21 protein-coding genes are annotated in these 25,659 nt (G+C 68.8%); 9 read left to right on the top strand and 12 right to left on the bottom strand.

All coding sequences use genetic code 11. The features are described from left to right. Together HMPREF0058_RS09680 and HMPREF0058_RS09675 are read left to right on the top strand one after the other, a co-directional pair. A partial coding sequence (locus HMPREF0058_RS09680) for a DNA gyrase C-terminal beta-propeller domain-containing protein (protein WP_006549612.1) occupies nucleotides 1-934 on the top strand: 934 nt, incomplete at its 5' end. A gap of 735 nt (nucleotides 935-1,669) precedes the next feature. Beyond that, nucleotides 1,670-2,578, top strand: coding sequence for an HNH endonuclease signature motif containing protein (locus HMPREF0058_RS09675; RefSeq protein WP_006549609.1), 909 nt, complete (start codon nucleotides 1,670-1,672; stop codon nucleotides 2,576-2,578). Nucleotides 2,579-2,656: 78 nt separating this feature from the next. Here the strand turns inward: HMPREF0058_RS09675 and HMPREF0058_RS09670 are convergent, their stop codons facing one another. Further along, nucleotides 2,657-3,712 (bottom strand): GNAT family N-acetyltransferase, encoded by a 1,056-nt coding sequence (locus HMPREF0058_RS09670; RefSeq protein ID WP_024036231.1) that lies wholly within the window; start codon nucleotides 3,710-3,712, stop codon nucleotides 2,657-2,659. A 245-nt stretch (nucleotides 3,713-3,957) separates the two neighbouring features. Next, nucleotides 3,958-6,198 carry a DNA gyrase/topoisomerase IV subunit B gene (locus HMPREF0058_RS09665; protein WP_006549607.1) on the bottom strand — a complete coding sequence of 747 codons (2,241 nt, stop codon included), beginning with the start codon at nucleotides 6,196-6,198 and terminating at the stop codon, nucleotides 3,958-3,960. Nucleotides 6,199-6,337: 139 nt separating this feature from the next. Here HMPREF0058_RS09665 and HMPREF0058_RS09660 point away from each other — a divergent pair, with 139 nt between their 5' ends. Then, nucleotides 6,338-6,604: a DUF7455 domain-containing protein gene (locus HMPREF0058_RS09660; RefSeq protein WP_024036230.1), complete on the top strand. Its 267-nt coding sequence runs from the start codon at nucleotides 6,338-6,340 to the stop codon at nucleotides 6,602-6,604. 173 nt (nucleotides 6,605-6,777) lie between these two features. On the opposite strand, the gene HMPREF0058_RS13260 is transcribed toward HMPREF0058_RS09660, so the two are convergent. After that, complete coding sequence (locus tag HMPREF0058_RS13260; RefSeq protein WP_006549605.1) at nucleotides 6,778-8,403, bottom strand: RNA polymerase sigma factor; 1,626 nt, start codon at nucleotides 8,401-8,403, stop codon at nucleotides 6,778-6,780. Between the two features lie 107 nt (nucleotides 8,404-8,510). Between HMPREF0058_RS13260 and HMPREF0058_RS09650 the strand changes: the two genes are divergently transcribed. Both HMPREF0058_RS09650 and pknB read left to right on the top strand, forming a co-directional pair. Continuing rightward, complete coding sequence (locus tag HMPREF0058_RS09650; protein ID WP_040319866.1) at nucleotides 8,511-9,662, top strand: polyprenyl synthetase family protein; 1,152 nt, start codon at nucleotides 8,511-8,513, stop codon at nucleotides 9,660-9,662. Between the two features lie 126 nt (nucleotides 9,663-9,788). After that, nucleotides 9,789-11,693 carry a Stk1 family PASTA domain-containing Ser/Thr kinase gene (gene pknB / locus HMPREF0058_RS09645; RefSeq protein ID WP_006549603.1) on the top strand — a complete coding sequence of 635 codons (1,905 nt, stop codon included), beginning with the start codon at nucleotides 9,789-9,791 and terminating at the stop codon, nucleotides 11,691-11,693. A gap of 36 nt (nucleotides 11,694-11,729) precedes the next feature. Here the strand turns inward: pknB and HMPREF0058_RS09640 are convergent, their stop codons facing one another. The 3 genes from HMPREF0058_RS09640 to HMPREF0058_RS09630 all read right to left on the bottom strand — a co-directional run bounded on the left by HMPREF0058_RS09640 (nucleotide 11,730) and on the right by HMPREF0058_RS09630 (nucleotide 15,351). Beyond that, nucleotides 11,730-13,070 carry a class II 3-deoxy-7-phosphoheptulonate synthase gene (locus tag HMPREF0058_RS09640; protein ID WP_229082924.1) on the bottom strand — a complete coding sequence of 447 codons (1,341 nt, stop codon included), beginning with the start codon at nucleotides 13,068-13,070 and terminating at the stop codon, nucleotides 11,730-11,732. Between the two features lie 93 nt (nucleotides 13,071-13,163). After that, on the bottom strand, nucleotides 13,164-14,393 hold the full coding sequence (locus tag HMPREF0058_RS09635) for a pyrophosphate--fructose-6-phosphate 1-phosphotransferase (RefSeq protein ID WP_006549601.1): 1,230 nt from the start codon (nucleotides 14,391-14,393) through the stop codon (nucleotides 13,164-13,166). Between the two features lie 109 nt (nucleotides 14,394-14,502). Then, complete coding sequence (locus HMPREF0058_RS09630) at nucleotides 14,503-15,351, bottom strand: lysophospholipid acyltransferase family protein (RefSeq protein WP_024034963.1); 849 nt, start codon at nucleotides 15,349-15,351, stop codon at nucleotides 14,503-14,505. A 69-nt stretch (nucleotides 15,352-15,420) separates the two neighbouring features. Here HMPREF0058_RS09630 and HMPREF0058_RS09625 point away from each other — a divergent pair, with 69 nt between their 5' ends. After that, complete coding sequence (locus HMPREF0058_RS09625; RefSeq protein ID WP_006549599.1) at nucleotides 15,421-17,064, top strand: DEDD exonuclease domain-containing protein; 1,644 nt, start codon at nucleotides 15,421-15,423, stop codon at nucleotides 17,062-17,064. Between the two features lie 8 nt (nucleotides 17,065-17,072). Here HMPREF0058_RS09625 and HMPREF0058_RS09620 read toward each other — a convergent pair whose 3' ends face one another. Beyond that, entirely contained in the window at nucleotides 17,073-17,516 is a 444-nt protein-coding gene (locus HMPREF0058_RS09620) for a response regulator (protein WP_006549598.1), read from the bottom strand. 196 nt (nucleotides 17,517-17,712) lie between these two features. Here HMPREF0058_RS09620 and HMPREF0058_RS09615 point away from each other — a divergent pair, with 196 nt between their 5' ends. Then, the gene (locus HMPREF0058_RS09615) at nucleotides 17,713-18,336 is read left to right on the top strand and encodes a superoxide dismutase (RefSeq protein WP_006549597.1); all 624 of its coding nucleotides are present in this window, start codon (nucleotides 17,713-17,715) and stop codon (nucleotides 18,334-18,336) included. 106 nt (nucleotides 18,337-18,442) lie between these two features. On the opposite strand, the gene HMPREF0058_RS09610 is transcribed toward HMPREF0058_RS09615, so the two are convergent. The 4 genes from HMPREF0058_RS09610 to HMPREF0058_RS09595 all read right to left on the bottom strand — a co-directional run bounded on the left by HMPREF0058_RS09610 (nucleotide 18,443) and on the right by HMPREF0058_RS09595 (nucleotide 22,348). After that, nucleotides 18,443-19,426 carry an FKBP-type peptidyl-prolyl cis-trans isomerase gene (locus HMPREF0058_RS09610; protein WP_006549596.1) on the bottom strand — a complete coding sequence of 328 codons (984 nt, stop codon included), beginning with the start codon at nucleotides 19,424-19,426 and terminating at the stop codon, nucleotides 18,443-18,445. Nucleotides 19,427-19,470: 44 nt separating this feature from the next. After that, nucleotides 19,471-19,863, bottom strand: coding sequence for a HesB/IscA family protein (locus HMPREF0058_RS09605; protein WP_024034975.1), 393 nt, complete (start codon nucleotides 19,861-19,863; stop codon nucleotides 19,471-19,473). A gap of 164 nt (nucleotides 19,864-20,027) precedes the next feature. Then, the gene (locus tag HMPREF0058_RS09600) at nucleotides 20,028-21,686 is read right to left on the bottom strand and encodes an ABC-F family ATP-binding cassette domain-containing protein (RefSeq protein WP_006549594.1); all 1,659 of its coding nucleotides are present in this window, start codon (nucleotides 21,684-21,686) and stop codon (nucleotides 20,028-20,030) included. 41 nt (nucleotides 21,687-21,727) lie between these two features. After that, entirely contained in the window at nucleotides 21,728-22,348 is a 621-nt protein-coding gene (locus HMPREF0058_RS09595; RefSeq protein ID WP_040319865.1) for a hypothetical protein, read from the bottom strand. A gap of 224 nt (nucleotides 22,349-22,572) precedes the next feature. Between HMPREF0058_RS09595 and HMPREF0058_RS09590 the strand changes: the two genes are divergently transcribed. Together HMPREF0058_RS09590 and HMPREF0058_RS12845 are read left to right on the top strand one after the other, a co-directional pair. Continuing rightward, nucleotides 22,573-24,618, top strand: coding sequence for a glucose PTS transporter subunit IIA (locus tag HMPREF0058_RS09590; protein WP_006549592.1), 2,046 nt, complete (start codon nucleotides 22,573-22,575; stop codon nucleotides 24,616-24,618). Nucleotides 24,619-25,001: 383 nt separating this feature from the next. After that, nucleotides 25,002-25,157, top strand: coding sequence for a hypothetical protein (locus HMPREF0058_RS12845; protein WP_024035463.1), 156 nt, complete (start codon nucleotides 25,002-25,004; stop codon nucleotides 25,155-25,157). Here HMPREF0058_RS12845 and HMPREF0058_RS09580 read toward each other — a convergent pair. After that, nucleotides 25,154-25,648 carry a chloride channel protein gene (locus HMPREF0058_RS09580; RefSeq protein ID WP_034234786.1) on the bottom strand — a complete coding sequence of 165 codons (495 nt, stop codon included), beginning with the start codon at nucleotides 25,646-25,648 and terminating at the stop codon, nucleotides 25,154-25,156. The genes HMPREF0058_RS12845 and HMPREF0058_RS09580 overlap by 4 nt on opposite strands. Nucleotides 25,649-25,659 lie beyond the last annotated feature (11 nt).

Below are 25,659 nucleotides of genomic sequence, written 5' to 3'. Positions count from 1 at the left end.
CGCCTCCCAGGTCCCGCTCACGGTTCCGGACGACCCCTGCCGTGTGCTGCTCAGCGCCACCGGGCTGGTGGCCCGGGTGGCTGGCGCCGAGGCAGTCCCACGTACCGGGGAGCGGCAGCGTCACGACGCGCTGACCAGCCAGGTGCCGACGACGGCGCGCAGCCGAGTCGGCGTCGTCACCGACACGGGGCGGCTGGTGGTCATGGAGGTGCTCTCCACTCCCGAGGTGCCTCGTCTGGAGGGGGCGCCGTCACTGGCTGGGGGCCAGCCCGTGGGCCTGCTCGTGGACCTGGAGCCCGGTGAGACAGTGGTCGGGCTCGTTCCTGTGGGCGAGGCCCAACGCGAGCCCGTTGTGCTGGCGACGGCCGGCGGCGTCATCAAGCGGGTCAAGCCGGGCGATGAGCCCGCACGTGGCGAGAGCTGGGAGGTCATCTCCCTGGCCGACGGCGACCGTGTGGTCTTCGCCGGTATCGCAGCGGACACGGATGTGCTCACCTTGGTCACCGATGACGCCCAGCTCCTCCGCTTTGAGGCCTCAAAGGTCCGCCCTCAGGGACGCGGGGCCGCGGGCATGGCGGGGATCAGCCTGCACGAGGGTGCCCGGGTCATCGCCGGGGCATCGGTTCCGGCCGAGCTGCTCGCCGAGGCCGTCGTCGTCACGATCGCCGACGCCGAGGGGGCCCTGCCGGGGATGGACTCGGGCTCTGTCAAGGTCACTCCGCTGGACCGTTACCCGGCTAAGGGACGGGCTACCGGCGGTGTGCGTGCCCAGCGCTTCCTTCGCGGCGAGGACCAGCTGGTGGTTGCCTGGGTGGGTGTTGGCCCTGCGCGCGCGGTCGGCAGCGGCGGCCAGGGGGTGGCCCTGCCGGAGGTTGACGAGCGCCGAGACGCCTCGGGAACGGCGTTGTCCGCACCTGTGGCGGCTGTGGGGTAGCGCCGGCGGGCAAGACGGCGGGCGGGCAAGACGACGGAACACGGATTCACCTCTCGACCGCACTCAAACATGATCAAGCACTAGCGTCCATGACCTGAGTGCGCTAGACTGTACACATGTTCGAACCAGCGCGTGCATCTAGCCGCCAGTCTCACCCTGCTGAGGCTGGCCGAAGCAGCACGCCCCTGCTCGTCAGCTGCCATGGGTCAGAACGCCAGGATGAGGTCCTGGACGCATTGGCTCAGGTGCCGCACTGGCTGGGCTCATTGAACGGATCGTCTCCTGCGCCACCTGGCCGGACCATGCCGCCCGGGCAGGCGGTCCTGAGGCTCTCGACCTAACCACAGAGCCCGCCACCGGCGTCGACCCGGGTGAGACGGACCTTTTCCGCTCGGTCAGTCTTAGCCCTGGCCAGGCGATGGCCGCGGCTGAGGCGCTGGCGCACCTGAGCCTGGATGCACTCAGCGAGCTGATCGCTGCCTGCGGCCGGCTCGCCTCGTGGGCCTCCTTCACCCAGGCGCTCCTGATCGCAATGAGGGTCTGCTGGGCGAGCTAGTTCCAGGTCTGCCTCTTCCCGGCGAGCCCGATCCGGGCCGGCTCCTGCCCGATGGCGTGCCGCTTGAACCTCTCCTCGCGAGCCTGAGTCAGCTCGTCGGCTCGACGAGCCCCTGGTGGACGCCCGCTGGTCACCCACCCGTCATCTTTCCCCCAGGTCTCAAGGTCCATATCAACGTCATGGCCCCCATCGACCAGCTTGCAGCCGCCGCCTTGGCAGCAAGCCCTTGCCCTGCTGCTAGCCCACCGGGTGACGCCACGCTGGCCTCCGGCTCGCCCGGCTGGCCCAGCACGCCCAGCATCGGCAATATCGAGGCCAGTACCGTCATGCCCAGCGCCGCCACCCCCAACGCCACCACACCCAACACGGTCATGCCCAGCGCCGCCACACCTGATGCCGCTGCCTCTAGTGCGACCCTGACCGCCGGGGGACGCAGCACGCCCGTTCCTGCCGTGATCGCCGTTGCCTTGGCCGCTGGCGGTACCTGGCGACGCCTACTCACTGACCCGGTCACCGGCGTCGTCCTGGACGTCGGACGCACCCGTTACCGTCCTCCGGCCGCGCTCGCCGACGCCGTACGAGCCCGGGATCTCACCTGCACCCACCCTGGTTGTCAGGTTCCCGCAGCACGCTGCGACATCGACCATATCCAGCCCTGGAGCGAGGGCGGGACCACCAGCCTGGATAACCTCACGGCACTGTGCGAGGCCCATCACCGCCTCAAGCACACTCCGGCTTGGTCCCTCACCCGCACGCAGGAGGGCTCCCTGGAGTGGCACACTCCCAGCCGCACCAGGTACCGCCGTACCCCGAACGGCACCATCACCGTCCTTCCACGCCGTGTCGGTCCTCGGCACCATCACCAGCCGGCCATGATCCTCCCCACCGGCGTCTCGCAGGCGCTGACCGACGCCGTCATCAACGAGCTCGAACGAGGGCTGCTTCAGGCCGCGCCGCACTCACCCACCAGGCCGCCCCGGCTAGAGAGTCGCGGTCCACGTCCTGGCGAGCCCATCGGGGCCTGGAGCACCAGGCCTCTGCCACCTGTCCTCCATCAGCTCGGCTCGCAGCGCTACTGGATGAGGTGATTCCCTTCTGATCAGGTGATTGTCTCCTGCCAGACGCCCGATCAGGCCTCCCAGCTCAACGCCCAGCCAGACCGCTATCTAGACATCCAGACCGTAGAGAATCGAGCCACGCGTCGGGACGAACCCCAGCTCGCGATACAGGTCAACAGCCCCGGTCGGGTCATCAGAGTCGACCCCGGCGGCCGCGTACTCCATCCCGTCGCGTTGGTAGGCGCGCATGGCCGCCGTCAAGAGCGCAGGGGCGACCCCGCGGCTGCGATAGTCCGCCAGGGCTCCCAGCATGTCGGTGTAGCCCTCACGCCAGCCCAGCGCCTCCCAGTCCTGCTCGTAGCGTCCCGAACGCAGGTACCCGGCCACCCTGGCCCGGTCGCCAGAACGATCCACCGCGATGAAGCTCCACTCCGGGGCGAAGTAGGCACGCCCGGCACGCCATTCCTCCAGGCTCACCGAAGCGGCGCCAAAGCCCTCGGCATATGCCTGGTTATGGGCGCGGTGGGCGGCCTCGTCCAGCTCCTCGCTCCACGGCTCGATCGACAGGAACCCATCAAGATCCACCTCGGGGATCTCCACGTCCAGACGACGGCGCACCTCGCGGTACCACCGCCGCGCCGTGAAGCCCAGCTCGCGCATGTGCCCCTTCATGCGCTCATCGTCCTCCAGCACCGTGGTCACGACGTGGGCCGGCGCCGTCGCCGTCGTGCTCCCCGGATCCGCCCCGGCACGCTCAGCACCAATGAGGTGACGCGCCCGCTCCGCCTGCCAGTGAAGCAAGGCTCCGCCGATACCTCGACGGCGCCACTGCGGGTCGACGACCCCCGTCATCGAGGCGTAGATCTCGTGCGCAGGCCGAATACGAACCAGACCGAAGGCCCGCATGACGCCGTCGTCGTCACGCCCGGCGACCCCGGAGTAGGTGGGATCGAGAAAGTACTCGCTCGTCTCCTGCGCTGTCGTGCGGTAAGGAGGATCGTCCTGAGCCTCCGCCCGCGCGATCAGCTCGGCCAGCTCACCGTTATCCCCCAGCCCCAGAGGCAACCAGGTCAGCACCGAAGGCAGGGACGAACGGGGACCGGGGCGGAGCATGGACCAGGGGCCGAGCCCTGTGCGTCGCGACGTACCGTAAACGGGAACCATCTCGCCTCCTTCGCAGATCACGGGCCTGGGGAAACCTGCCGCCGAGGGCCGTCTTGACCCTGGGTTCAGCATGATGCCGCCGTGCACGAGGTCTCGACCAGGCCCTGGCCTGGGCACAGACCTCTCGCACGCGTGGAAGCAGGTTACCCGAGTCGTGTGTCGGTCCTGCTACGGCCCGGCCTGCCCAGACCGGCCCCGCCTCCCGATACCCGCGGGCCCGGCACCCGCAGTGCCGACCCACCGCCTCAGGCGTCGATGCGCTCGCGGTCGATGTCCTGAGCACCTTCAACGATGAAGTCTCGACGCGGCTCCACCGAGGAGCCCATGAGCAACTCGAAGACGTTCTCGGCCTCCAGCAACTCAGCCTCGTCACCCAGGGTGATCCTCCTGAGCGTGCGATGCTCGGGCTCCATCGTCGTCTCAGCCAGCTGGTGAGCGTCCATCTCCCCCAGGCCCTTGTAACGCTGAGGCTCCTTGAAACTGCGTCCCTGCTTCTCCAGCTTGCGCAACGTCCGGACGAGCTCGTCGTCGGAGTAGGTGTAGATCACTTCCTTCTTGCGCCGTCCCTGCGCCGAGACCTCGATGCGGTGCAGCGGAGGAACCGCCGCATAGACCCGCCCAGCCTCGATCATCGGTCGCATGTAACGGAAGAAGAGCGTGAGCAGCAGGGTGCGGATGTGGGCGCCGTCGACGTCCGCGTCCGTCATGAGAATGACCTTGCCGTAGCGCGCGGAGTCGAGGTCAAACGTGCGCCCCGACCCGGCTCCGACCACCTGGATGATGGCAGAGCACTCGGCGTTGCGCAGCATATCCGCCTGGGAAGCCTTCTGGACATTGAGGATCTTGCCGCGGATCGGCAGTAGAGCCTGGAACTCGGAGTTCCGGGCGTTCTTGGCCGTGCCCAGCGCCGAGTCGCCCTCGACGATGAACAGCTCTGAGGCGGCGACGTCGTCACTTCGGCAGTCCGCCAGCTTGGCCGGCAGGGTCGAGGTCTCCAGCGCCGTCTTACGGCGGGTGATCTCCTTGTGCATCCGCGCGCTGATGCGCGCACGCATCTCGCCGACGACCTTCTCCTGCAGCGCCCGGGACTGGGTCTTGAGGTCACGTTTGGAGGAGGTCAGCAGCGCGGTGAGCTCCTTCTCCACCACCTTGGCCACGATCTGACGGACCGGGGCGGTACCGAGCACCTCCTTGGTCTGTCCCTCGAACTGGGGCTCGGGCACGCGCACCGTCACCACGGCGGTCATGCCGGCCAGGATGTCGTCCTTCTCGATCTTGCCGTCGCGGGCGGTGACCTTGAGCGCGCGGGCGTTGGAGTCAATCTGCTTGCGCAGCACCTTGGTGACCGCCTGCTCGAAGCCGGTCAGGTGCGTACCGCCCATCGGGGTGGCAATGATGTTGACGAAGGAGCGCTCGATGGTGTCGTAGCCGATGCCCCAGCGCAGGGCGACGTCGACGCTGCAGGTGCGCTCGACCTCAACCGGCCGTAAGTGCCCGCTCTTCTTGTCCAGCTGCTGGACCGTCTCGGTGTAGGTCCCCTCCCCCGTCAGGCGGAAGGTGTCCGTCACCGAGGCGTCGGTCGCCAGGAAGTCGACGAAGTCCCGGGTCCCGCCCTTGGCCAGGAAGACCTCACTGCCCTCAGGCGCCTGGGTCTGCGAGGCGAACAGGTCGCTGGCTTCTTCCGTCGCGTTCTTCGCGCTGGCGCGCAAGGCGGGGTCGTCACCCGCGGCCCCCGAGCCCGACGGCGCAGCCTTCTCCGCCCGGGCGGCCTCCTCCGCGCTGCGCTCGTCAGTCAGAGTCAGGCTCAACCCAGGAACCAGGAAGCTGGTCTGGCGCAGCCGAGCCCGCAGCGCCGCGGCGTCGTACTCGCTCGGCCGAGGAAAGATTTGCGGGTCAGCCCAGTAGCGCACGCGCGTGCCGCTCACGCCCCGCTTGACCTTGCCGATCACCCGTAGCTCCGAGGCCTCGGTGTACTCGGTGAAAGGGGTATCCGGCCTGGGGTGAGCGGGATCGGGGTCGTCAAAGACGCCGGGGACCCCGCGGTGGAAGCTCATCGCGTAGGTCTTGCCGCCACGGTCCACGGCCACATCCATCCGCTCGGACAGAGCGTTGACCACCGAGGCGCCTACTCCGTGCAGGCCTCCGGCCGCGCCGTAGGAGCCACCGCCGAATTTTCCGCCCGCGTGCAGCTTGGTGTAGACCAGCTCGACGCCGGTCAGCCCGGATCCAGGCTCGACGTCAACAGGCACGCCACGTCCGTTGTCGCGGACCTCAATGGAGCCGTCCTCATGGACCGTCACCGCGATCGAGTCGCCGTAGCCCTCCAATGCCTCGTCGACGGAGTTGTCGATGATCTCCCACACGCAGTGCATGAGGCCCCGCTGGTCAGTGGAGCCGATATACATGCCGGGACGCTTGCGGACCGCCTCGAGCCCCTCCAGGACAGAGAGGTGACGGGCGGAGTAGGAGCTAGAGGAGTCGGCCACGTCCGAAACCTAGCCGATTGGCCCCCGCCCGTCTCACAGCCCGGCCTGCGGTGTTCGCCTCAGGCGCACCGCGTGCGCCAGGGGCGGAAAGCGGTGCCTCGTGGGGCAGAGCAGAAGGCGAGTGTGGTGTTGTAAGGACATGAGCCAGACAAGCACCCCAAGCCTGACGCAGGCACCTCAGGCCCCGGAGGTCCAGGATGCCTCCGCGACCGAGACGACGAGCCGGCGTCCCCTGACCACTGCAGACCGCTGTGACGTCTGCGGGGCCCAGGCCTTCATCCGCGTCGTGCTGGCCAGCGGCGAGCTGCTCTTCTGCGGTCACCACGGCCACGCTCACATGAGCGCGCTGGAGAAGCAGGCCCTGTTCATCCAGGACGAAACAAGCCAGCTGGCTGCCGACCTCTGAGTCGCAATCCGCTGCACGGGGATCACGACGCCGGCCAGACCAGCACGGTCCTGATCAGCACGGTCCCTCGGTCCCCAGTCATGATGACGACGGCGGGGCCGTCACCCGATCGGGTGACGGCCCCGCCGTCGTCTCACTGGCCGAGCCACTGGCCCAGCCAGTCCCGGTAGTCCTCAGTCCAGGTAATCGCGCAGCACCTGGCTGCGCGAGGGGTGACGCAGCTTCGACATGGTCTTGGACTCGATCTGGCGGATACGCTCACGCGTGACGCCGTAGACCTTGCCGATCTCGTCCAGGGTCTTGGGCTGGCCGTCAGTCAGCCCGAAACGCATGGACACCACGCCGGCCTCACGCTCGGACAGGGTGTCGAGAACCGCGTGCAGCTGCTCCTGCAGGAGCGTGAAGCTCACCGCGTCAGCCGGCACCACGGCCTCCGAGTCCTCGATGAGGTCACCGAACTCGCTGTCTCCGTCCTCGCCGAGCGGGGTGTGCAGCGAGATCGGCTCACGACCGTACTTCTGGACCTCGATCACCTTCTCCGGCGTCATGTCCAGCTCAACGGCCAGCTCCTCCGGGGTGGGCTCGCGGCCCAGGTCCTGGAGCATCTGACGCTGGACGCGAGCCAGCTTGTTGATGACCTCGACCATGTGGACCGGGATACGAATCGTGCGAGCCTGGTCCGCCATCGCGCGAGTGATGGCCTGGCGGATCCACCAGGTGGCGTAGGTGGAGAACTTGAAGCCCTTGGTGTAGTCGAACTTCTCCACCGCGCGGATCAGGCCCAGGTTGCCTTCCTGGATGAGGTCGAGGAAGAGCATGCCGCGACCGGTGTAGCGCTTGGCCAGAGAGACCACGAGGCGGAGGTTGGCCTCCAGCAGGTGGTTCTTGGCGCGCTGGCCGTCGTTAGAGATCCAGTGGAGCTCACGGCGGTACTTTGCGTCCAGCTCATTGCCCTCGGTACCCAGCAGGTACTCGGCATACATCCCGGCCTCGATGCGCTTGGCCAGCTCCACCTCCTCAGCAGCGTTGAGCAGGGCGACCTTACCGATCTGCTTGAGGTAGTCCTTGACCGGGTCAGCCGTCGCACCGGCGGTGACAACCTTCTGCGCGGGCTCGTCGCCCTCGTCGGAGTCCGAGACGGTGTAGGAACCATCCTTCTCCTTGGAGGAGGACTTGCGCTTGCCTGACTTCTTGGCCGCCGCCTTCTCGGCCTCCTCACGGCGCATGCGCTCCAGCTCACCGGTCAGCGCAGCGATCGAGGGGCTCATCTTGATGCCCTTGATGACCCAGCCTCGGAAGATGTAGCCGTTGTGGGTCAGGAAGTCACGGGCGACAACCGGCTCCTCCTCGTCAGGCACGACGAAGCGAGGCACCGGGCCGTGGCCGTAGGGTGCCAGGGTGATCGGGTTGTCCAAGGTACCGTCGCCGCTGATCTCCAGGCCCTCGACCGTCGTGCGCGAACGCACGTACAGCGTCGCACCGGGGGCCAGGCGCACACTCTTGAGACAGGCCGGGTTGTTGAAGGGGTGACGCTTGGAACCGTCACCGTCCTCCTCCAGCGTCACGTCCAGGTAGTAGTCGCGCAGCTCCGGGGCCGGCTCCGACTCAGACTCGTCCTCGTCGTCGGCCTCCGTCTCGGAGTCCTCCTCAAGGTCCTCGTCCTCATCGTCCTCGTCTGGGTCCTCAGCCTCGTCGTCGAACTCCTCGTCCTCGTCGAGGTCGAAGTCCTCGTGGTCCTCGGCGGTGTCGAGGTCGTCATCACCAAGGTCGCGGTGACGCGTAGCTGTGGAAGTAGCCACGGATTTCCTTTCACGTGGGCGGACGTCTCAGGCGGGAGCCGATGCTCGTGAGCTGCCTGCTCCCTACCGACGCTGCAGGCAACCGCTCAAGTGTAGCGTTTATTCCCATGAGCGATCTGTCTGACACGGCCCGCCTGGTCCGCGCGGGCGTCGACGCCCGCCTCGCCCAGGTCCTTCAAGAGCGCCGGGCACGTTATGAGGACCTGGGCGAGGCAGCCACCGAGCTGCTCGATGCTGCCGAGGTCCTCCTCAAGGGAGGCAAGCGAATGCGCGCCCTCCTGGCCGGGCTCGGGATCGCCCTGGACAGCCACGGCCCGGCGCGCACCGCCCTGCTGTCTAGTCCTTTGGTCGCTTCCGCCGGGGCGGCGCTGGAGCTTTACCAGGCCAGCGCCCTGGTGCACGACGACGTCATCGACGCCGCCCTGACCCGTCGCGGTGAACCGGCCGCCCACCGCCGTCTGGCGCAGGTGCACCGTGACCACGGCTGGCTCACCGAGCCACTGACCTTTGGTACCTCCGGCGCCATCCTGCTCGGGGACCTGCTGCTGTCGGCCTGTGGGGAGGAGATGGGCCACGCGGTAACTGAGGTGGGTGTGAGCCCTGCTGCCGCCACGGCTGCACGCCAGGCCTTTGACCGCATGACCAGCGAGGTCGCCGTCGGCCAGTACCTGGACCTGCGCAGCGAGGTCGTGCCGCTGCCGGGGCCCGAGGAGAACCCCGTCGAGGCTGGCCAGACCATGCACCGCAATGCCCTGGGGGTCGTGCGCCGCAAGTCAGCCAGGTACTCCGTCATGTACCCCCTGCTCATCGGGGCCCTGCTAGCGGGAGTCGACCCTGACTGTGCCCTGGCCGCCCGACTGGCGCAGTTCGGCGAGGAGGTCGGGATCGCCTTCCAGCTGCGCGATGACCTCCTCGGAGTCCTCGGCGACCCGCAGGTCACCGGCAAGCCGGTGGGCGATGACCTGCGCGAGGGCAAGCGCACCGTCCTGCTCGCACTGACCTGGCAGCGTGCTGGCCAAGAGGGCCGTGAGCTGCTGCGCTCCGTCCTGGCCAACCGCGAGGCCTCCAGCCAGGACATTGCCCAGGCCTGCTCTCTCATGCGCCAGTGCGGAGCAGTCCAGGCGCATGAGGAGGAGATCACGGCGCACCTGGAGGCTGCCCACGCCGCTCTGGACCGCGTCCCCGACGCCGAGCTGCCTGAGCCCAGCCGCGAGGCCCTCATTCAGGTAGCCCAGGCCCTGGGCACGCGCCAGGCCTGAGGGACCACGCCAGGCCCTGGGCACGCGCCAGGCCTCGGGACCCGCGCCGCGATCGCCTTCCACTGCCGCGTCCCACGCTCCGCGTCGCTTCAAGCCGATCGCGCCCAGTCATCGTAGACTCGCGGCGTGGTCACAGATCCCTTCATCGGTCGCTTGGTCGACTCTCGCTACGAGATCGTCGACCGTGTTGCGCGTGGAGGGATGGCCACCGTCTACCTCGCCCGTGACCGGCGTCTGGACCGGCGCGTCGCGCTGAAGGTGATGCACGCCCACCTGGCCGACTCCCCTGACTTCGTGGCTCGTTTCCGCCGCGAGGCACGGGCTGCCGCACGCCTGTCCAACCCCGGCGTCGTCGCCGTCTACGACCAGGGCACCGTCGACGGCCTGGCCTACCTGGTCATGGAGCTGGTCGAGGGATCGAACCTGCGCGTCCTGCTCGCCTCGGGCCCCGTCAGCGTCAAGGAGGCCCTGGAGCTGACGGCCCAGGTCCTGCATCCCTTAGGGGCCGCCCACCGCGCTGGCCTCATCCACCGCGATGTCAAGCCCGAGAACGTACTGCTTCCCGCCGACGGATCGGTGGCCAAGGTCGCCGACTTCGGTCTGGCCCGCGCCATCACCGAGGCGACCCAGACCACCACCGGCAACATCCTGGGCACGGTGGCCTACCTGGCTCCCGAGCTCATCACCAAGGGAGTGGCCACACCGCGCGCTGACGTCTTCTCCGTCGGCGTCATCCTCTATGAGCTGCTCACCGGGGTGCAGCCCTTCACTGCCGACTCCCCCATCCAGGTGGCCTACCGCACGGTCCACGAGGACGTGCCGGCCCCCTCGCTCCTCGTTCCTGGCCTGGCACCAGGCGTCGACGAGCTCGCCGCCGCGATGACCCGGCGGGAGAGCTCCTCACGCCTGGCCGACGCCGACGCCGCTCTAGCAGCAGTGCGAGAGGTCCTGGACTCCCTGTCCGAGGAGGAGTTAGCGGTGCGCCGCGGCGAGGACGGCACCGACCACAGCGACGCAGGAACCCGCACCGTCTCCCTGCCCATCGGTTCCATCGGCGGCGACGCCACCCGTGCGCTCGCGCGTGAGGCTGCCGTGACCCAGTCCCAGGAGACCGCCCCGGTCGCCGGTGCCCGCCGCACGCGCCGCCGCGCCGTGCTGGGGGCTGGCGTCCTCGTCCTGCTGGCCGGTGGCGTCACAGGTGCCTGGTACTTCGGTATCGGTCCGGGCCGGCGAGTCACCGTCCCTGACATCGCCGGGCTCAGCGAGGAGCAGGCCCGTGACACCCTCGTGGGCGCCGAGCTGGAGTGGGGCTCACCCGGCCGCGACTACTCCGACACCGTCCCGGCCGGAAGCGTCATCTCCGCCACCCCCGCCCCCGGCAGCTCCGTGCGCGTCGGGACGGCGATCACTGCCGTCATCTCGCGTGGGGTGGAGCAGAAGAAGGTTCCTGACGTCGTCGGCAAGCCCCAGGCGGAGGCCGAGAAGGCCGTCGAGGAGGCCGGGCTCAGCGTCGGAGCCGTCACGGAGGACTTCTCCGACGACGTCGCCGCCGGCGCCATCATCTCCTCCAGCCCGGCCTCGGGCGAGATGGTCAACCACTCCTCGGCCGTGGCCATGGTCGTGTCCAAGGGACGTCGCCCCGCCACGGTGCCGGACGTGACTGGCAAGAGCCTTGAGGAGGCGACCGCCGCCATCCAGGAGGCGGGCCTGACGCTGTCGGGTTCCACGGAGGCTTTCTCTGACGACGTCGCAGCGGGTCTGATCATCTCCTCCGACCCTGCCGCTGAGGCCGAGGGGTACTTCTACGGGGACTCCGTCAGCGTCGTCGTCTCCAAGGGACCTGAGATGGTCACGGTTCCTGAGGTCGTGTCCAAGAGCGAGGCTGATGCCAAGGCTGCTCTTGAGGCCGCGGGCCTCGTGGTCAGCGTCAACCGGATCCTGGGCGGGTTCTTCGGTACCGCACGCTCCACCGACCCGGCCGCGGGCACGAGCGTGCGCAAGGGATCCACGGTCACGCTCTACGTGGTCTGACCGCAGTGGTCTGACCCGACCACGTGGTCACCCGGCCTACTGCCGCAGCATCTCCGCGACCTCGAAGGCCATCTCCAGAGACTGCTGGTGGTTCAGGCGCGGGTCGACGAGGGTCTCGTAGCGCTCAGCCAGGCGACACTCGTCAATGTGCTCCCCGCCGCCCAGGACCTCGGTGACGTCGTCACCGGTGAGCTCGACGTGGATACCACCCGGTACCGTCCCCAGCTCACGGTGGACCTCGAAGAAGCCTCGCAGCTCGTCCATGATCGTGTCGAAACGACGGGTCTTGTACCCGTTGTCCGAGGTGATCGTGTTGCCGTGCATCGGGTCGGTCACCCAGGTCACCGGCCGCCCGTCCTCGCGCACCGCCTCGACCAGCGCCGGTAGGACCTCGCGGATGCGAGCCGCGCCCATCCGCGTGATGAAGGTCAGGCGCCCAGGATCACCCTGCGGGTTGAGGTGGTCGATGAGGTCAATGAGGTCCTGCGGCGTGGTGGTCGGGCCGACCTTGACACCGACGGGGTTGTGCACGCCCTCCAGGAGCGCCACGTGGGCGTCACGCGGCCCGCGGGTCCGCTCACCGACCCACAGCAGGTGCGCCGAGGTGTCGTACAGGCGGCCCGAGCGCGAGTCCTCGCGGATCATGGCGTCCTCGTACTCCAGCAGCAGCGCCTCGTGCGCGGCGTAGAAGTCGACCTGGCGCAGGGCGTCAAAGTCCACGCCCGCAGCCTCCATGAAGCGCATGGCGCGGTCGATCTCCTCGGCGAAGGACTCAAAGCGCTTGTAGGCCGGGTTGTCCGTGAAGCCTCGGTTCCAGGAGTGGACCTCGCGCAGGTCGGCGTAGCCACCCATCGTGAAGGCACGGATGAGGTTCAGGGTGGTGCCGGCACGCAGGTAGGCCTCGACCATGCGCTGGGGGTCCGGGACGCGGGCGGCGGACGTGAAGGCGTGGTCGTTGACGCAGTCGCCGCGGTAGGAGGGCAGGGTCACCCCGTCGCGAGTCTCCGTGTCCGCGCTGCGCGGCTTGGCGTACTGGCCCGCCATCCGGCCGATCTTGATAACGGGGGTCGAGGCACCGTAGGTCAGCACCGCCGCCATCTGGAGGATGGTCTGCAGCTTGAGACGGATGTTGTTAGCGGTGTTGTCATGGAAGGACTCGGCGCAGTCACCGCCCATGAGCACGAAGGCGTGACCGCGGCTGGCAGCGGCCATCTTCTCGCGCAGTGAGTCCACCTCACCGGCGAAGACGAGCGGCGGCCGGCTACGCAGGTCAGCAGCAGCGGCAGCCAGCGCCTCGGCGTCCGGATAGGGCGGCTGCTGGGCGGCGGGGTGCTCTCGCCAGCTGGCAGCGGTCCGGGGTACGTCGAGCTCATTCATCACGAGCGGCATCATACGTGCCCCACAGGCCAGGCCCCCGCCTCCCGCCATCTAGCGGGACGCAGGGGCCTGGACGCGCCAGAGCGGTCAGTCTCAGTGCTCGGGAGCGGTCTCGGCAGGATCGACCTTCTGGCCCAGCTCAGCCATGAGCTCGGTGAACCAGCTCTGGGTGATGTCGAAGGGCTTGGCTCCGGCGATCCGTGGGAAGGCGATCGCGCTGAGCCGGTCACCGTTCTCCTCGTCCTGGCCGATGACGCCGGACTCGCCCCGCAGGGCGCACTCCACAGCCAGGTCGCACATGGACTTGATGAGGTCCAGGTCCTCGGCGTTGGCATTGGTGGCACGCGAGTAGTAGCCAGACTTCTGCACCATGACCTTCTCGGCACCGATGAGGCTGGCGAAGCGCTTGGCGAACCACTGGCCGGGGTTGATGGTGTCGAGCTTGACGTGGCCGAAGGGGTCGCGCTGGACCTCCTCGCCGCGGGCCTCCATCTCCGCGATGATCTCGGGCACGCCGGCGCCCTCGGACAGGAAGATGTTGACGTTGCCCTGCTCGTCCATGATGGCCTTGAGACGCTCGGCCTCAGCAGCGAAGTCCAGCTTCATCTCGGGCAGGAAGACGGCGTGGACGTCCCAGCGCTCACGGGTCAGGCCCAGCGAGGGAGCCCACTTCTTGGTGTCCAGCAGCTCGTGGTAGCGCTTGGCGGTCTCAGCCGTGAGGTAGCCGCAGTTACGGCCCATGCACTCGTGGATGATGAGCATGCGGGGGTTGGAACGGTGCTCACCGATGACGTTGAAGGCGAAGCCAGCACCCTCCTCGGCCGCGGACCAGGCGCCCAGCGACTGACGGATCGGGATGATGTCGTTGTCGATGGTCTTGGGCAGGCCGACGACGGTGAGCTCGTAGTCGTGCTCGTGGAGGTAGGCCGCCAGGTCAGCGGCCGTGGTGTTGGTGTCGTCTCCACCGATGGTGTGCAGGACGTCCACGCCGTCCTTGCGCAGCTGCTCGGCAGCGAACTCCAGGGGGTTGACACCCTCGACCACCAGGCCGCGCTCCACCAGGTTCTTGGCGTTGGTGAGCTTGACACGCGAGTTGCCGATCGGCGAGCCGCCGAACTCACGCAGGATGCCGGCGTTCTTGCGGCCCTCCTCGTCGATGACGATGTAGTTGCCAGTGAGCAGACCGTGGTAGCCGTACTGGTAGGCGATGATCTCGACCTCAGGAGCGACCTCGGTGTAGCGCTCGATAAGGTCGCCGACAGCGGCGGACAGGCAGGGGGCGAAACCGCCCGCAGTGAGCAGGGCGACGCGACGGATCGACATCGAGAACCTTTCGGAGGAGGTAACGGTGACCCGTCCCGGGCACGTGCCACGGGACGGCAGGGCGCGGACCAGGCCGCACCAGGGCCATTCTACGCGGCCCCCGCGTCACTTACTCCTCGGACGAAGGGCCCGGCTGCGCCGTCGGCTCCTGGGGAGGCTCGGGAACCACGAGCTCAGGAGCCGGACGACCACCGGGAGCCGCCACCGGGGCGGCCGCCGGACGCCGCGCGGCCTGCTCGGCCAGCATCTGCGCAACAACCTCCTCGGCGCTGGCGTGCTCGGCGTCCATGGCCTTCTTCACGTCGGCGGCGTACAGGTCCACGTACTCCTGGCCAGACAGCGCCATGAGGCAGTACATGATCTCGTCGGTGATCGAACGCAGCACGAAGCGGTCGTTCTCCAGGCCGGTGTAGCGGGTGAAGTCCATCGGCTCACCGATGACGATGCCCACCCGGTGCCGGGTCGAGGGCACGGCCTGCCCGATGGGCTGGGCGAGGTTGGAGCCGATCATCGCCACCGGGACCACCGGCGCCCCCGTGGCCAGAGCCACACGCGCCACCCCGGTCTTGCCGCGGTAAAGCCTGCCGTCAGGGCTGCGGGTGCCCTCGGGGTAGATGCCGAAGAGCTCGCCAGCGCGCAGTCGGTCAATTCCCGCCTGGAGCGCCGCCTGGGAGGCGCGCCCGCCCGAGCGGTCCACCGGGATGGTGCCCACGGCCGTCATGAAGCTCTTCACGGCCCAGCCCTTGACACCTTTGCCGGTGAAGTAGTCGGACTTGCCGATGAAGGCGACCTCACGGTCGATGAGCAGGGGCAGGAAGAAGGAGTCGATCACCGCCAGGTGGTTGGAGGCCAGGATCGCAGGACCCTGGGCAGGGATGTTCTCCTCACCACGGATCCACGGCTGGTACAGAATCTCCATGGCCGGGCCGACTGCCGCCTTGATGCCTCGGTATCCCACGGGACCTCCTGTACTGGGTAAGACAGCGCGGTCCTGGACCGGCCGCTTGGTCGAGTCTAGCCTCAGAGCGTGGTCGCCTCCGAGATTCCGTCCTCCGCGTTCGCCGGCGCCACCCAGGCTTCCTTCGAGTCCATGGGCACGCCCCTGCAGGAGACGACCTTCGTCGTGGTCGACCTGGAGACTACCGGAGCCGGTCCGGGCTCCCACACCATCACTGAGATCGGCGCCGTGCGCGTGCGTGGCGGGCAGGTGGAGGACGAGCTGTCCACACTCGTCAACCCCGGGCGAGCCATCCCGGCACAGATCACCGTGCTCACCGGCATCACCAACGCCATGGTGGCCGGCGCCCCGCCCGTGCCCGAGGCGCTGGAGCGGTTCCTCCAGTGGGCACGGCTGTGGGAGGAGGAGACCGTCCTGGTGGCACACAACGCCCGCTTCGACGTCGGACACCTGCGTGGGGCGGCGCGTGCGCTCGAGCTCGACTGGCACGAGCCCCGCGTACTGGACACCCTCGCCCTGGCGCGGCGGGCCTGGACGCGCAGCGAGGTCCCCAACCACCGGCTGGCCACCCTGGCCTCCTTCGTCGGTTCCCCCACCAGGCCCACGCACCGAGCGCTGGACGATGCCAGGGCCACCGTCGACGTCCTCCACGCCGCCCTGGAGGTACTCGGCCCCCTGGGAGTGACGCATCTGGAGGACCTGGCCACAGCCACAGACCCGGTGCCTGCCAGGCGCCGGGCCAAGAGCCGGCTCGCCCAGGACCTGCCGACCAGCCCGGGGGTCTACCAGTTCCTGTCCGCCGCCGGGCAGGTGCTTTACGTGGGCAGCGCCGTCGACCTGCGCCGGCGGGTGCGCTCCTACTTCACCGCCGCCGAGAAGCGCACGCGGGTGACCCAGATGCTGGATACCACCGTGCAGGTGCGCGCCATCCCCACACCTACCGAGGTTGAGGCGCGTGTGCGCGAGCTGCGGCTCATCGCCGAGCTTGACCCGCCAGTCAACCGCCGGTCACGCTCCCCGCGCCGCCAGCCCTGGCTCCACCTGGTCAGAGGTTCCCACCCTCACCTGGCCGGGACCACCGTGCTGCCCACGAGCGAGGTGGGCAGCGCCGTCGGCCCCTTCTCCTCCCGGCACTCGCTCTCGCAGGCCCAGCGCGCGGTGGAGTGTGCACTCGGGCTACGCGCCTGGCACGACCAGGCCGCGCGCAGCCAGGAGATCCTTCAGGCGCTGGCGGAGCAGATTGATCTTGTCGCGGTGCCGGCGCTGGAGCAGGTCGCCCGGCTCTCGGCGGCCGAGCGCTACGAGGAGGCAGGTCTGTGGACGACGCGCCTGCGCAGCCTGCTGGCCGCGGCCCGACGGGCGGACCAGGTGCGGCCTCTTCTGAGCTGCCCGCACCTCATCGCCGCCCGACGGCGCAGCGGCGGTAGCTGGGAGCTGGTCTGCGTGCGCTGGGGACGGCTGGCGGGGTCCGCCGTCACGCCACCGGGCGCTGACCCGCGCCCCATGGTCGCCTCGCTGCGCGCCACCGCTCAGGTGGTCAGCCGTCCCGAACGCGTGGGGCAGGACACAAGCGTGGAGGAGACCCTGGTACTGGCTGACTGGGTGCTCGACGACGGCGCCCGGCTGGTCGAGGTCGAGGGGCCCACCGAGGTGCTCACCTGGCCAGTGGGCAGCGCAGCGCGCTACCGCAAGGTGCTGGCCTCGCGCGACTGACCCGCCGCTCAGCCCGCGGCGACGACGGCGCCCGAGCGAGCCTGGAGCGCCTTGGTCACGCCCTCCTGCAGGCTCATGGGGTCCAGCGGACGAGCGACGATGGCCTGGGCACGGGCCCAGGCAGACAGCCAGGCGTCCTGGGGACGGGCCGTCAGGAGCAGGACCGGCGGACGCACGTCCAGCTCCGTGAGCAGCTCGTGGGCCAGCCCCATACCTCCCAGCTTCTTGGCCTCCGCGTCCAGCACGAGCAGGTCGAAGGGCTTCAGGCCCTGGGCCTGGCGGTCCTTGATCGCCAGGCGCACGCCCTCGGCCGTGGCCACCTCGGTCCAGCTCACCAGGGGAAGGCCCTTGGCGGGGCGACGACCGACGCCGGTGATGACCTCCTGACGCACGCTGGCGTCGTCGGAGAAGACGAGGAGCTCAAGGCGGGTGGTGGCGTCCTGGTCGGTCATAGTTCCTCCGGATGGTGCTGGCTGATGCCGTGCGGGCGGGTGCCGACGGCGCGTCGGGCGCCGTGGGTTGCGCGGTCAGTGTAATCACGATCGGCCCCTAGCACCTGCGGCCATCACAGACTATGATCAATAGCGTTCAACACCTCAGATCGTTCTATCGAACTGAGGTCGTCGCTCAACGAAAGGCAGGTCAGTCATGGCCGTGTACACGCTCCCCGAGCTCCCCTACGACTACGCCGCCCTGGAGCCCCACATCTCCGGCAAGATCATGGAGCTCCACCACGACAAGCACCACGCCACCTACGTCGCCGGCGCCAACGCCGCGCTGGAGAAGCTTCAGGCTGCTCGTGAGGCCGGCGACCACGCCGCGATCAACCTGCTGGAGAAAAACCTGGCCTTCAACCTCGGTGGCCACATCAACCACTCGATCTTCTGGAAGAACCTCTCCCCCAACGGTGGAGGCGAGCCCGAGGGCGAGCTGGCCGAGGCTATCAAGGACTCCTTCGGCTCCTTCGAGAAGTTCAAGGCGCAGTTCACCGCCAACGCACTGGGCATCCAGGGCTCGGGCTGGTCCGTGCTCGCCTATGACTCGGTGTCCGGCAAGCTGGTGACCTTCCAGCTCTTCGACCAGCAGGGCAACGTGCCCGTGGGCACCATCCCGCTGTTCCAGGTGGACATGTGGGAGCACGCCTTCTACCTCGACTACCTCAACGTCAAGGCGGACTACGTCAAGGCCATCTGGAACATCGCCAACTGGCAGGACGTCGCCGAGCGTCTGGCCACCGCGACCTCCCAGGCCTCCGGCCTCATCGTGCGCTGAGCCCAGTATCTGGCCCACCGTGACAGGGACGGGGCTGGTCACCACCTGTGGTGACCAGCCCCGTCTTGTCGTACGTGACGTCGTCGGCGCCGCGCGCCTCTGGGCGTCAGAGCTCCTGCTCGACGTCGACGACGTAGGCCTGGGCAGGTGCCGAGGCCGCGCCGTTCTCACCGGCCGAGGCCGGGATGAGGATGGCCACGCGCGAGCCCACCGGCACGCCGACCAGGCCTGTCAGGCCCGGCGCGTTCGCCATCGAGACCGTCTGAGGCTGTCCCACGTCCCAGGTTGACTGGGTCGAGGAGTTGTCCCAGGAGGTAAAGGCCATGTGCATCAGCAGCGAGGACTCAGCCGTGATCTGAGGTCCGCTGCCACGGGCTACGACGATCGTCTCCACCTCAGTCGGCTCCGCAGCGCCGTCGTTGACACTGATCGTGGCGGCCCCGCCCAGGTCCCCGCTGACCGTGATACCGCGGTCAGCCAGGGCCTGCTCGCCTTCCATCGTCGCGTCGGCCGTGCCGGCGGCCAGCTCGTCGGAGGAGCCCGTCCCTGCGATCTCGACGACGAAGACCAACGGCCCGGACACACCGTTGGAGGAGGAGTCACCATAGGCCTGGTCCGCGGGGATCGACATGACGACGCGGTCACCCACGTGCAGCCCCACCAGCCCGCAGCGCCATCCGGTGATGACCTGGTCAAGACCGAAGGTTGTCACCGACCCACGCTGGTAGGAGGAGTCGAAGACCGTGTCCGATCCCCACTGCCAGCCGGCATAGCTCACCGTGACGTAGTCAGCCTCCTTCACCTCCTCGCCGTTGCCCTGGCTCAGCGTCTTGACCGTGAGGTTGGCCGGTGCGTCCTTGCCGCTCCAGGTCAGGGTCGGCTGGTTACCGGCCTCGCCGTTGACGGTCGGCAGGGCGTCAGAGTCCTTGTCAATGGTCAGGCTGGAGCACTCCTGGACGCCAGAAGCCGTGGCTGCGGCGGTTGCCGAGGCGCTGGCCTGGGCCGAGGAGGAGCCGGAGCCCGAGCACCCGGCCAGCGTCAGGCAGGCGGTGAGGGCGAGAGCGGACAGAGTCAGTGGCGCAGGACGCACGTAGTCTCCTAGACGTTGGTGAGATGAGGTCCGGGCAGCTGGGCTCAGTGGAAGGACTCGCCGCAGGCGCAGGTGCCGACGGCGTTCGGGTTGTCGATCGTGAAGCCCTGCTTCTCGATGGAGTCCGCGAAGTCGATCGTCGCGCCGGACAGGTAGGGCACGCTCATGCGATCGACGACGACCTCAACCTCGCTCATCTCCTGCGAGCCGGTCGGGAAGGCACGGACGGCGTCGCCATCCAGCACACGCTCGTCAAAGTAGAGCTGGTAGACCAGGCCGGAGCAGCCACCGGGCTGGACGGCTACACGCAGGCGAAGGTCGTCGCGGCCCTCCTGGGCCAGCAGGCTCGCCACCTTGGCGGCAGCCACCTGGGTGAGGATGACCTCGTGCTCAGGCACCTCGGTCTGGGGGGCGTCGGTGGGGGTTGTCTCGGCCATGGTCTTCTCCTCGTTCAGGGTCGCTTCCGCAGCGGGCGCCACGGACCGCCTGTGCCAACACGGCAGCACAGTGACTTGTTCCCGCCCACCCTACGTCCTGCCACAGCCTGACCCCACGTGACGGCACTCACCGTCGCCCGCGCCAGGAGCCGGGCAGTCGGGGCTCAGGCCAGGGTGACGAGCTCGAGGTAGTCCTCGCTCCACAGGTCCTCGTCCCCGTCCGGCAGCAGGAGCACCCGGTCAGGGTTGAGCGCCTCGACCGCGCCCTCGTCGTGCGTGACCAGGACGACGGCGCCTGTGAAGGTCCCCAGCGCCCGCAGGATCTCCTCGCGGCTGGCCGGGTCGAGGTTGTTGGTCGGTTCGTCCAGCAGGAGCACGTTGGCCGAGGAGACCACGAGGATCGCCAGGGCCAGGCGGGTCTTCTCCCCGCCGGAGAGCACGGCAGCCGGCTTGTCCGCGTCCGCCCCCGAGAAGAGGAAGGAACCCAGCACGCTGCGCACCTGCGTGTCATCCATCTGCGGCGCGGCCGAGCGCAGGTTCTCCACCACCGTGCGCGAGGTGTCAATGGTCTCGTGCTCCTGGGCGTAGTAACCGATCTTGAGCCCGTGCCCGGCGATGACCTCACCGGAGTCCGGCTGCTCCACTCCCCCCAGCAGCCGCAGCAGGGTCGTCTTCCCGGCGCCGTTGAGCCCGAGGACCACCACGCGGCTGCCTCGGTCGATCGCCAGGTCCACCCCGGCAAAGACCTCCAGCGAGCCGTAGGCCTTGGACAGCCCTGTGGCACGCAGGGGCGTCTTGCCGCAAGGCGCAGGGTCAGGGAAGCGCAGGTGAGCCACCTTCTCCGCCGTGCGCTCCTCCTCCAGTCCCTCCATGAGACGGTCAGCGCGCCGCAGCATCTGCTGGGCAGCCACGGCCTTGGTGGCCTTGGCACGCATCTTCTCTCCCTGAGCGCGCAGGGCGGCGGCCTTCTTCTCAGCGTTGGCCCGCTCCTTACGACGGCGAGCCTCGTCCTCGGCACGCTGGCGCAGGTAGGCGTCCCACCCCAGGTGGTAGACGTCCAGCACCCCACGGTTGGCGTCCAGGTACATCACCTGGTTGACGGTGTCGCGCAGCAGCTCGACGTCGTGCGAGATGACGATGAAGCCACCGGCATAGGTCCGCAGGTGGTCACGCAGCCACAGGATCGAGTCGTGGTCCAGGTGGTTGGTCGGCTCGTCCAGCAGGAGGGTGTCAGGCTGCTGGAAGAGCACCCGGGCCAGCTCGACGCGTCGTCGCTGGCCACCGGACAGGGTCCCGATCTCCTGATCCAGGACCCTGTCCGGCAGGCCCAGCGCCGCTGAGATGCGTGCCGCCTCCGAGGCAGCCGCGTACCCGCCGGCCATGGTGAACTCGTGGTCGAGCCGGGTGTAGCGGTCCAGGGCCTTGGCCTGGGCGTCGCCAGAGGTGGTGGAGATCTTCTCCTCCGCCTTACGGATACGCGCCAGCAGGGCGTCGATCCCGCGGGCAGACAGGATCCGGTCCCGTGCGATCTCCGTCAGGTCACCGACCTTGGTGTCCTGGGGCAGATAGCCCACCGAGCCGTTGCAGCTGATGGTGCCCTCGTACTCCACCGCCTCCAGGCCGTGGCGCTCGTCGGCGTCGGCGACGGTGCGCGAGGTGCCCTGCGCCACCGACTGGGCGGCGAGCAGCTTGGTCATCGTCGTCTTGCCGGCGCCGTTGCGTCCCACCAGCCCGACGCGCATCCCCTTGTCCACGCGGTAGCTGGCTCCCGCGACGAGCTGACGGGCGCCGATACGCATGGTGAGGTCCTGGACGTTGATCACCCCGCCATGCTACGGGGTGGAACCAGGTGCTCCCCACCCGGTCAGTCCCACCACAGCCAGGTCCCCGGCTCCCCCCAGCTCCACTGGCGCCGGATCACGGAGATCTCGTCCGGGCAGGCCCGGGCGTCCAGGCCGTATCGTTCCTCCACCATCTGCCACACCTGCTGGCAGCAGCAGCCCTCCTCGTGATCGTCGTCGATCTCCAGATCCAGCAGGTCCGGATCTGCCACCCACAGCGCCTCGACCGTCACGCGCTCGTCACTGCGCTGAGGGCCGATGCCGTAGCCCGACAGCCGCACCCGGCCCGAGGCCGAGGCACAGGCGCGTAGGAGGCAGCCCAGGCTGGGCCCCAGGTTCTGCCGGTCCTCCAGCTGGCGGGCCGGCAAGATCTCCAGCAGGCGCCTGGCAGCCGAGGGCCCCATGTCATGGAAAGGGGTGTAGTCGTCAACAGGCCCTTCCTTGTCGATATGCCCCTGCGGAGCAATGCCAAAGCGCCCGGGGATCATGGTGGAGCGCAGCTCATCGCGCGCACCGGCAAGGACCTCCCAGACCCCGGCGCGCACGCTCCATCCCCGTGGGCCGTAGAGCCCCTCCTCCTCAGTCGCACGGCCCCCTGGCGCGGACTGCCGAGAGCTGGCGGGTGCTGCGGTGTGTACTGACATGGCTCCTCCTTGAGCGTGCGCGGCGACCTCGTGCCGCCGTCGCCACTACCGTGCCCCATCGGGCCGGCTCGCTGCAGGGCGCCTGTGGACGGTCGCTCGCCACCCTGTTGCGGGGAGCACCTGTGGAGCCCGAGCCCCTCATATCCTCGTCCGCTACCCTCGTTGGTGCGCGGGCGCCCGTCCAGCGCATTTTCGATCCTGCCCCACCCGCTGGAGACACTGTCATGGCAACCACAACCTCGAGCCCCGAGGCGATCCTCGACGCCGTCGGCGGCCCGGGCAATATCGCCCACCTCACCCACTGCGCCACCCGGCTGCGCTTTGAGCTCAACGACGCCTCGATCGTCGATACCCCGACCGTGGAGAAGATCCCAGGCGTCATGGGCGCCGTCCCACAGTCAGGCAACCGGTACCAGATCATCATCGGCGGCACCGTCCAGTCGATGTACGAGTCGATCATGGCCCTGCCCGCGATGAAGGACGCTGGCGCCACGACGGGCTCGGCCGCCAAGAGCAACGACGAGATCAAGGCCGCCGCCCGCGCCAGCGGCATCCGCGGCCGCTTTGCCTGGGTGGACTCCTTCTTCGAGTTCCTCTCTGACTCCTTCCGCCCGCTCATCGGCGCGCTGCTGGGCGCCTCGATCTTCATCACCTTCATGGCGCTCATGGGCACCCTGGGCGTCATCGGCAACTGGGCGGACTCACGTGTCACCCTGGAGCCCACCTGGGCCTACCTCAACCTGACCTGGCGGGCAGTGTTCTACTTCCTGCCCCTCATGGTCGCCTACAACGCCTCCAAGAAGCTGGGGGCGGACCCGTGGGTCGGTTTCGCGGTCATGGGCTTCACCATGCTGCCGGGCTTTGCCTCGCTGGGCCTGACTGACGCGGCCCACCAGATCACCTTCCTGGGCTCTGAGATCACGCAGGTCACCCTCTTCGGTCACCTGCCGCTGACGATCTTCGACTACAACTCCCAGGTCTTCCCGCCCCTGCTCATGGCAGCGGTGCTCGGCCCGTTGACGAAGTGGCTGAAGAAGTTCGTCCCCGCCGACGTCCAGCTCATCTTCGTGCCCTTCATCGCCATGCTCATCATGATTCCGCTCACGAGCTTCATCCTGGGCCCGATCGGCGTGTACGTGGGCGCGGGCCTGTCCAAGGTCCTGCTGGCGATCAACAACGTCAGCCCCTTCATCTTCTGCCTTCTCATCCCGCTGGCCTACCCCTTCATGGTGCCGCTGGGCCTGCACTGGCCGATCAACGCCGTCATGCTGCTCAACATCCAGCAGAACGGCTTCGACTTCATCCAGGGCCCCATGGGCGCCTGGAACTTCGCCTGCTTCGGAGCCACCGCCGGCGTGCTGGTCCTGGCCGTGCGGCACAAGGAGAAGGACATGCGCGTGACCGCCACCGGCGCCCTGTTCGCCGGACTGGTCGGCGGCATCTCCGAGCCGAGCCTGTACGGCATCCACCTGCGCTACAAGCGCATCTACCCCCGCCTGCTGGTGGGCTGCGTGGTCGGAGGCGTCATCCAGGGCGTCTTCGGCGGCGTGACCACGAACGCCTTCGTGTTCACCTCGCTGCTGACCATCCCGGCCTTCTCCAACATCCCGGTCTACGCCGTCAGCGTCCTGGCCGCCTTCTTCACTGCCATGGTGCTCGTCATCATCTCGGACTACCGCACGAGCGAGGACCGCGCCGAGGTTGACGCCATCGCCGCCCAGAACGAGGCCGACGCCACCCTGGAGGCTGCCCAGGCTGCGGCCGCCCAGGAGCCGGCCACGACCGCCCTCACCCCTGGCGCCGTCACCGAGCTGGTGGCGCCCCTGTCCGGCACGGTCATGGCCGTCGAGGACGTCGCTGACCCGGTCTTCGCCTCCGGGGCGCTGGGCAAGGGGGCCGGCATCGAGCCGGCGGGCGACGTCGTCGTCACGGCTCCGGCCGCAGGCACCGTGGTTGTGGCGCCCTCCTCCGGCCACGCCTACGGCATCGCGCTGGACAACGGCGTCGAGATCCTGGTCCACGTGGGCATCGACACCGTCAACCTGGAGGGCCAGGGCTTCGATGTGCGGGTCAGCCAGGGGGACCGCGTGGAGGCTGGCCAGGAGCTGGTCCGGGTGGACCGTGCCGTCATTGAGGAGGCCGGCTACCCGCTGACCACCCCGGTGCTGGTGACCAACACCGCCGCTTTCGCCGACGTCGAGCTCATCGCCTCTGGTGAGGTGGCCGCCGGCCAGCCGCTGCTGCGCATCACCGCCCAGAGCGAGGAGTAACCCACCAGCGAGCCCACCAGCCCGCCTCCCCCCCCCCGCCGGCCCGCCGGATCAGTTCCGGCGGGCCGCGTGCTCTTGTCACGAGTCAGTGGACCTGTCACCATGGACGTGCTGGCTGTCACAGCGTCGTGCGTCAGCACCCAGGCTCCGCCCGGCTGCCAGGGGGGGGGACGCGCTCCAAGGAGGCCACCATGTCAACCCACAGCCCTGCGTCATCATCCCGCCTGGCATCCTCAAGCCCGCTGACCTCCCTCCCACCACGCTCCGCGGCTCCGACCTGGACTCGCAGCGTGTACTGGGTGGCGCTTGCGGCCGCCTGGCTGGTGTAGCTACCCAACCTCCTCCAGCTCCACCTGCCCGACGGCGGCTGGTCGCCCCTGTTCGTGCTCTCCCCGCTCCTGGGGCTGGTCGCCCTCGCCATGGCGCTGTGGACGCGGGCCTGGGGCAAGGCCGCGCTCGCCCTGGTCCTTGGCGTGGGGGCCTCCTGGATCCTGGTGACCGGCAGCTACCTCATCGAGATGCTCCTCGCCTCTGCCTAGAGGCAGTGCCCGGCCGGCACCCCGTCGATGCCCGGCCTGCGGCCTACCGGCGTCACTCGCGTCGTCTCAGTGCCCCTGGGCCGTGAGCGCCGGATGCTGCGGCAGCGTCTTGAGGGCGAGCGTGGCCACCAGGCAGGCAGGAGCGCCAGGGTGGCGGCTCCGGCCGCACCACCAGCCAGCATGAGGGGGAAGATGTCTCCCCCACGCCATCCGGCAGCCAGGCTCAGCGCTATAGCCGCCACCTTCGCCACCGCCGGTACCACGGCCAGCACACTGTCCATCACCTCGCTCTGCCCGCCCGCCAGCTCCAGCGCGTGCGTCTGCAGACCGAGCAGCCGCCAGGTCAGGACGAATGCGATGAATCCGGCCACCGAGGCACACAGCAGCGGCAGGCGGCTGGAACCCGGCGCCTGGTCCTCCTGCATCTCCTGAGGGTCCTCAGCAGCACGGTAGAAGGCTCCGGCGGGCGGCGAGCCGTAGAAACCGGACAAGGCTGCGGCGC

Source organism: Actinomyces urogenitalis DSM 15434 (assembly GCF_000159035.1).
Lineage (GTDB): Bacteria > Actinomycetota > Actinomycetes > Actinomycetales > Actinomycetaceae > Actinomyces > Actinomyces urogenitalis.
The sequence above is the reverse complement of the archived record's forward strand: the minus strand, read 5'-3'. Positions and strand labels throughout refer to the sequence as shown.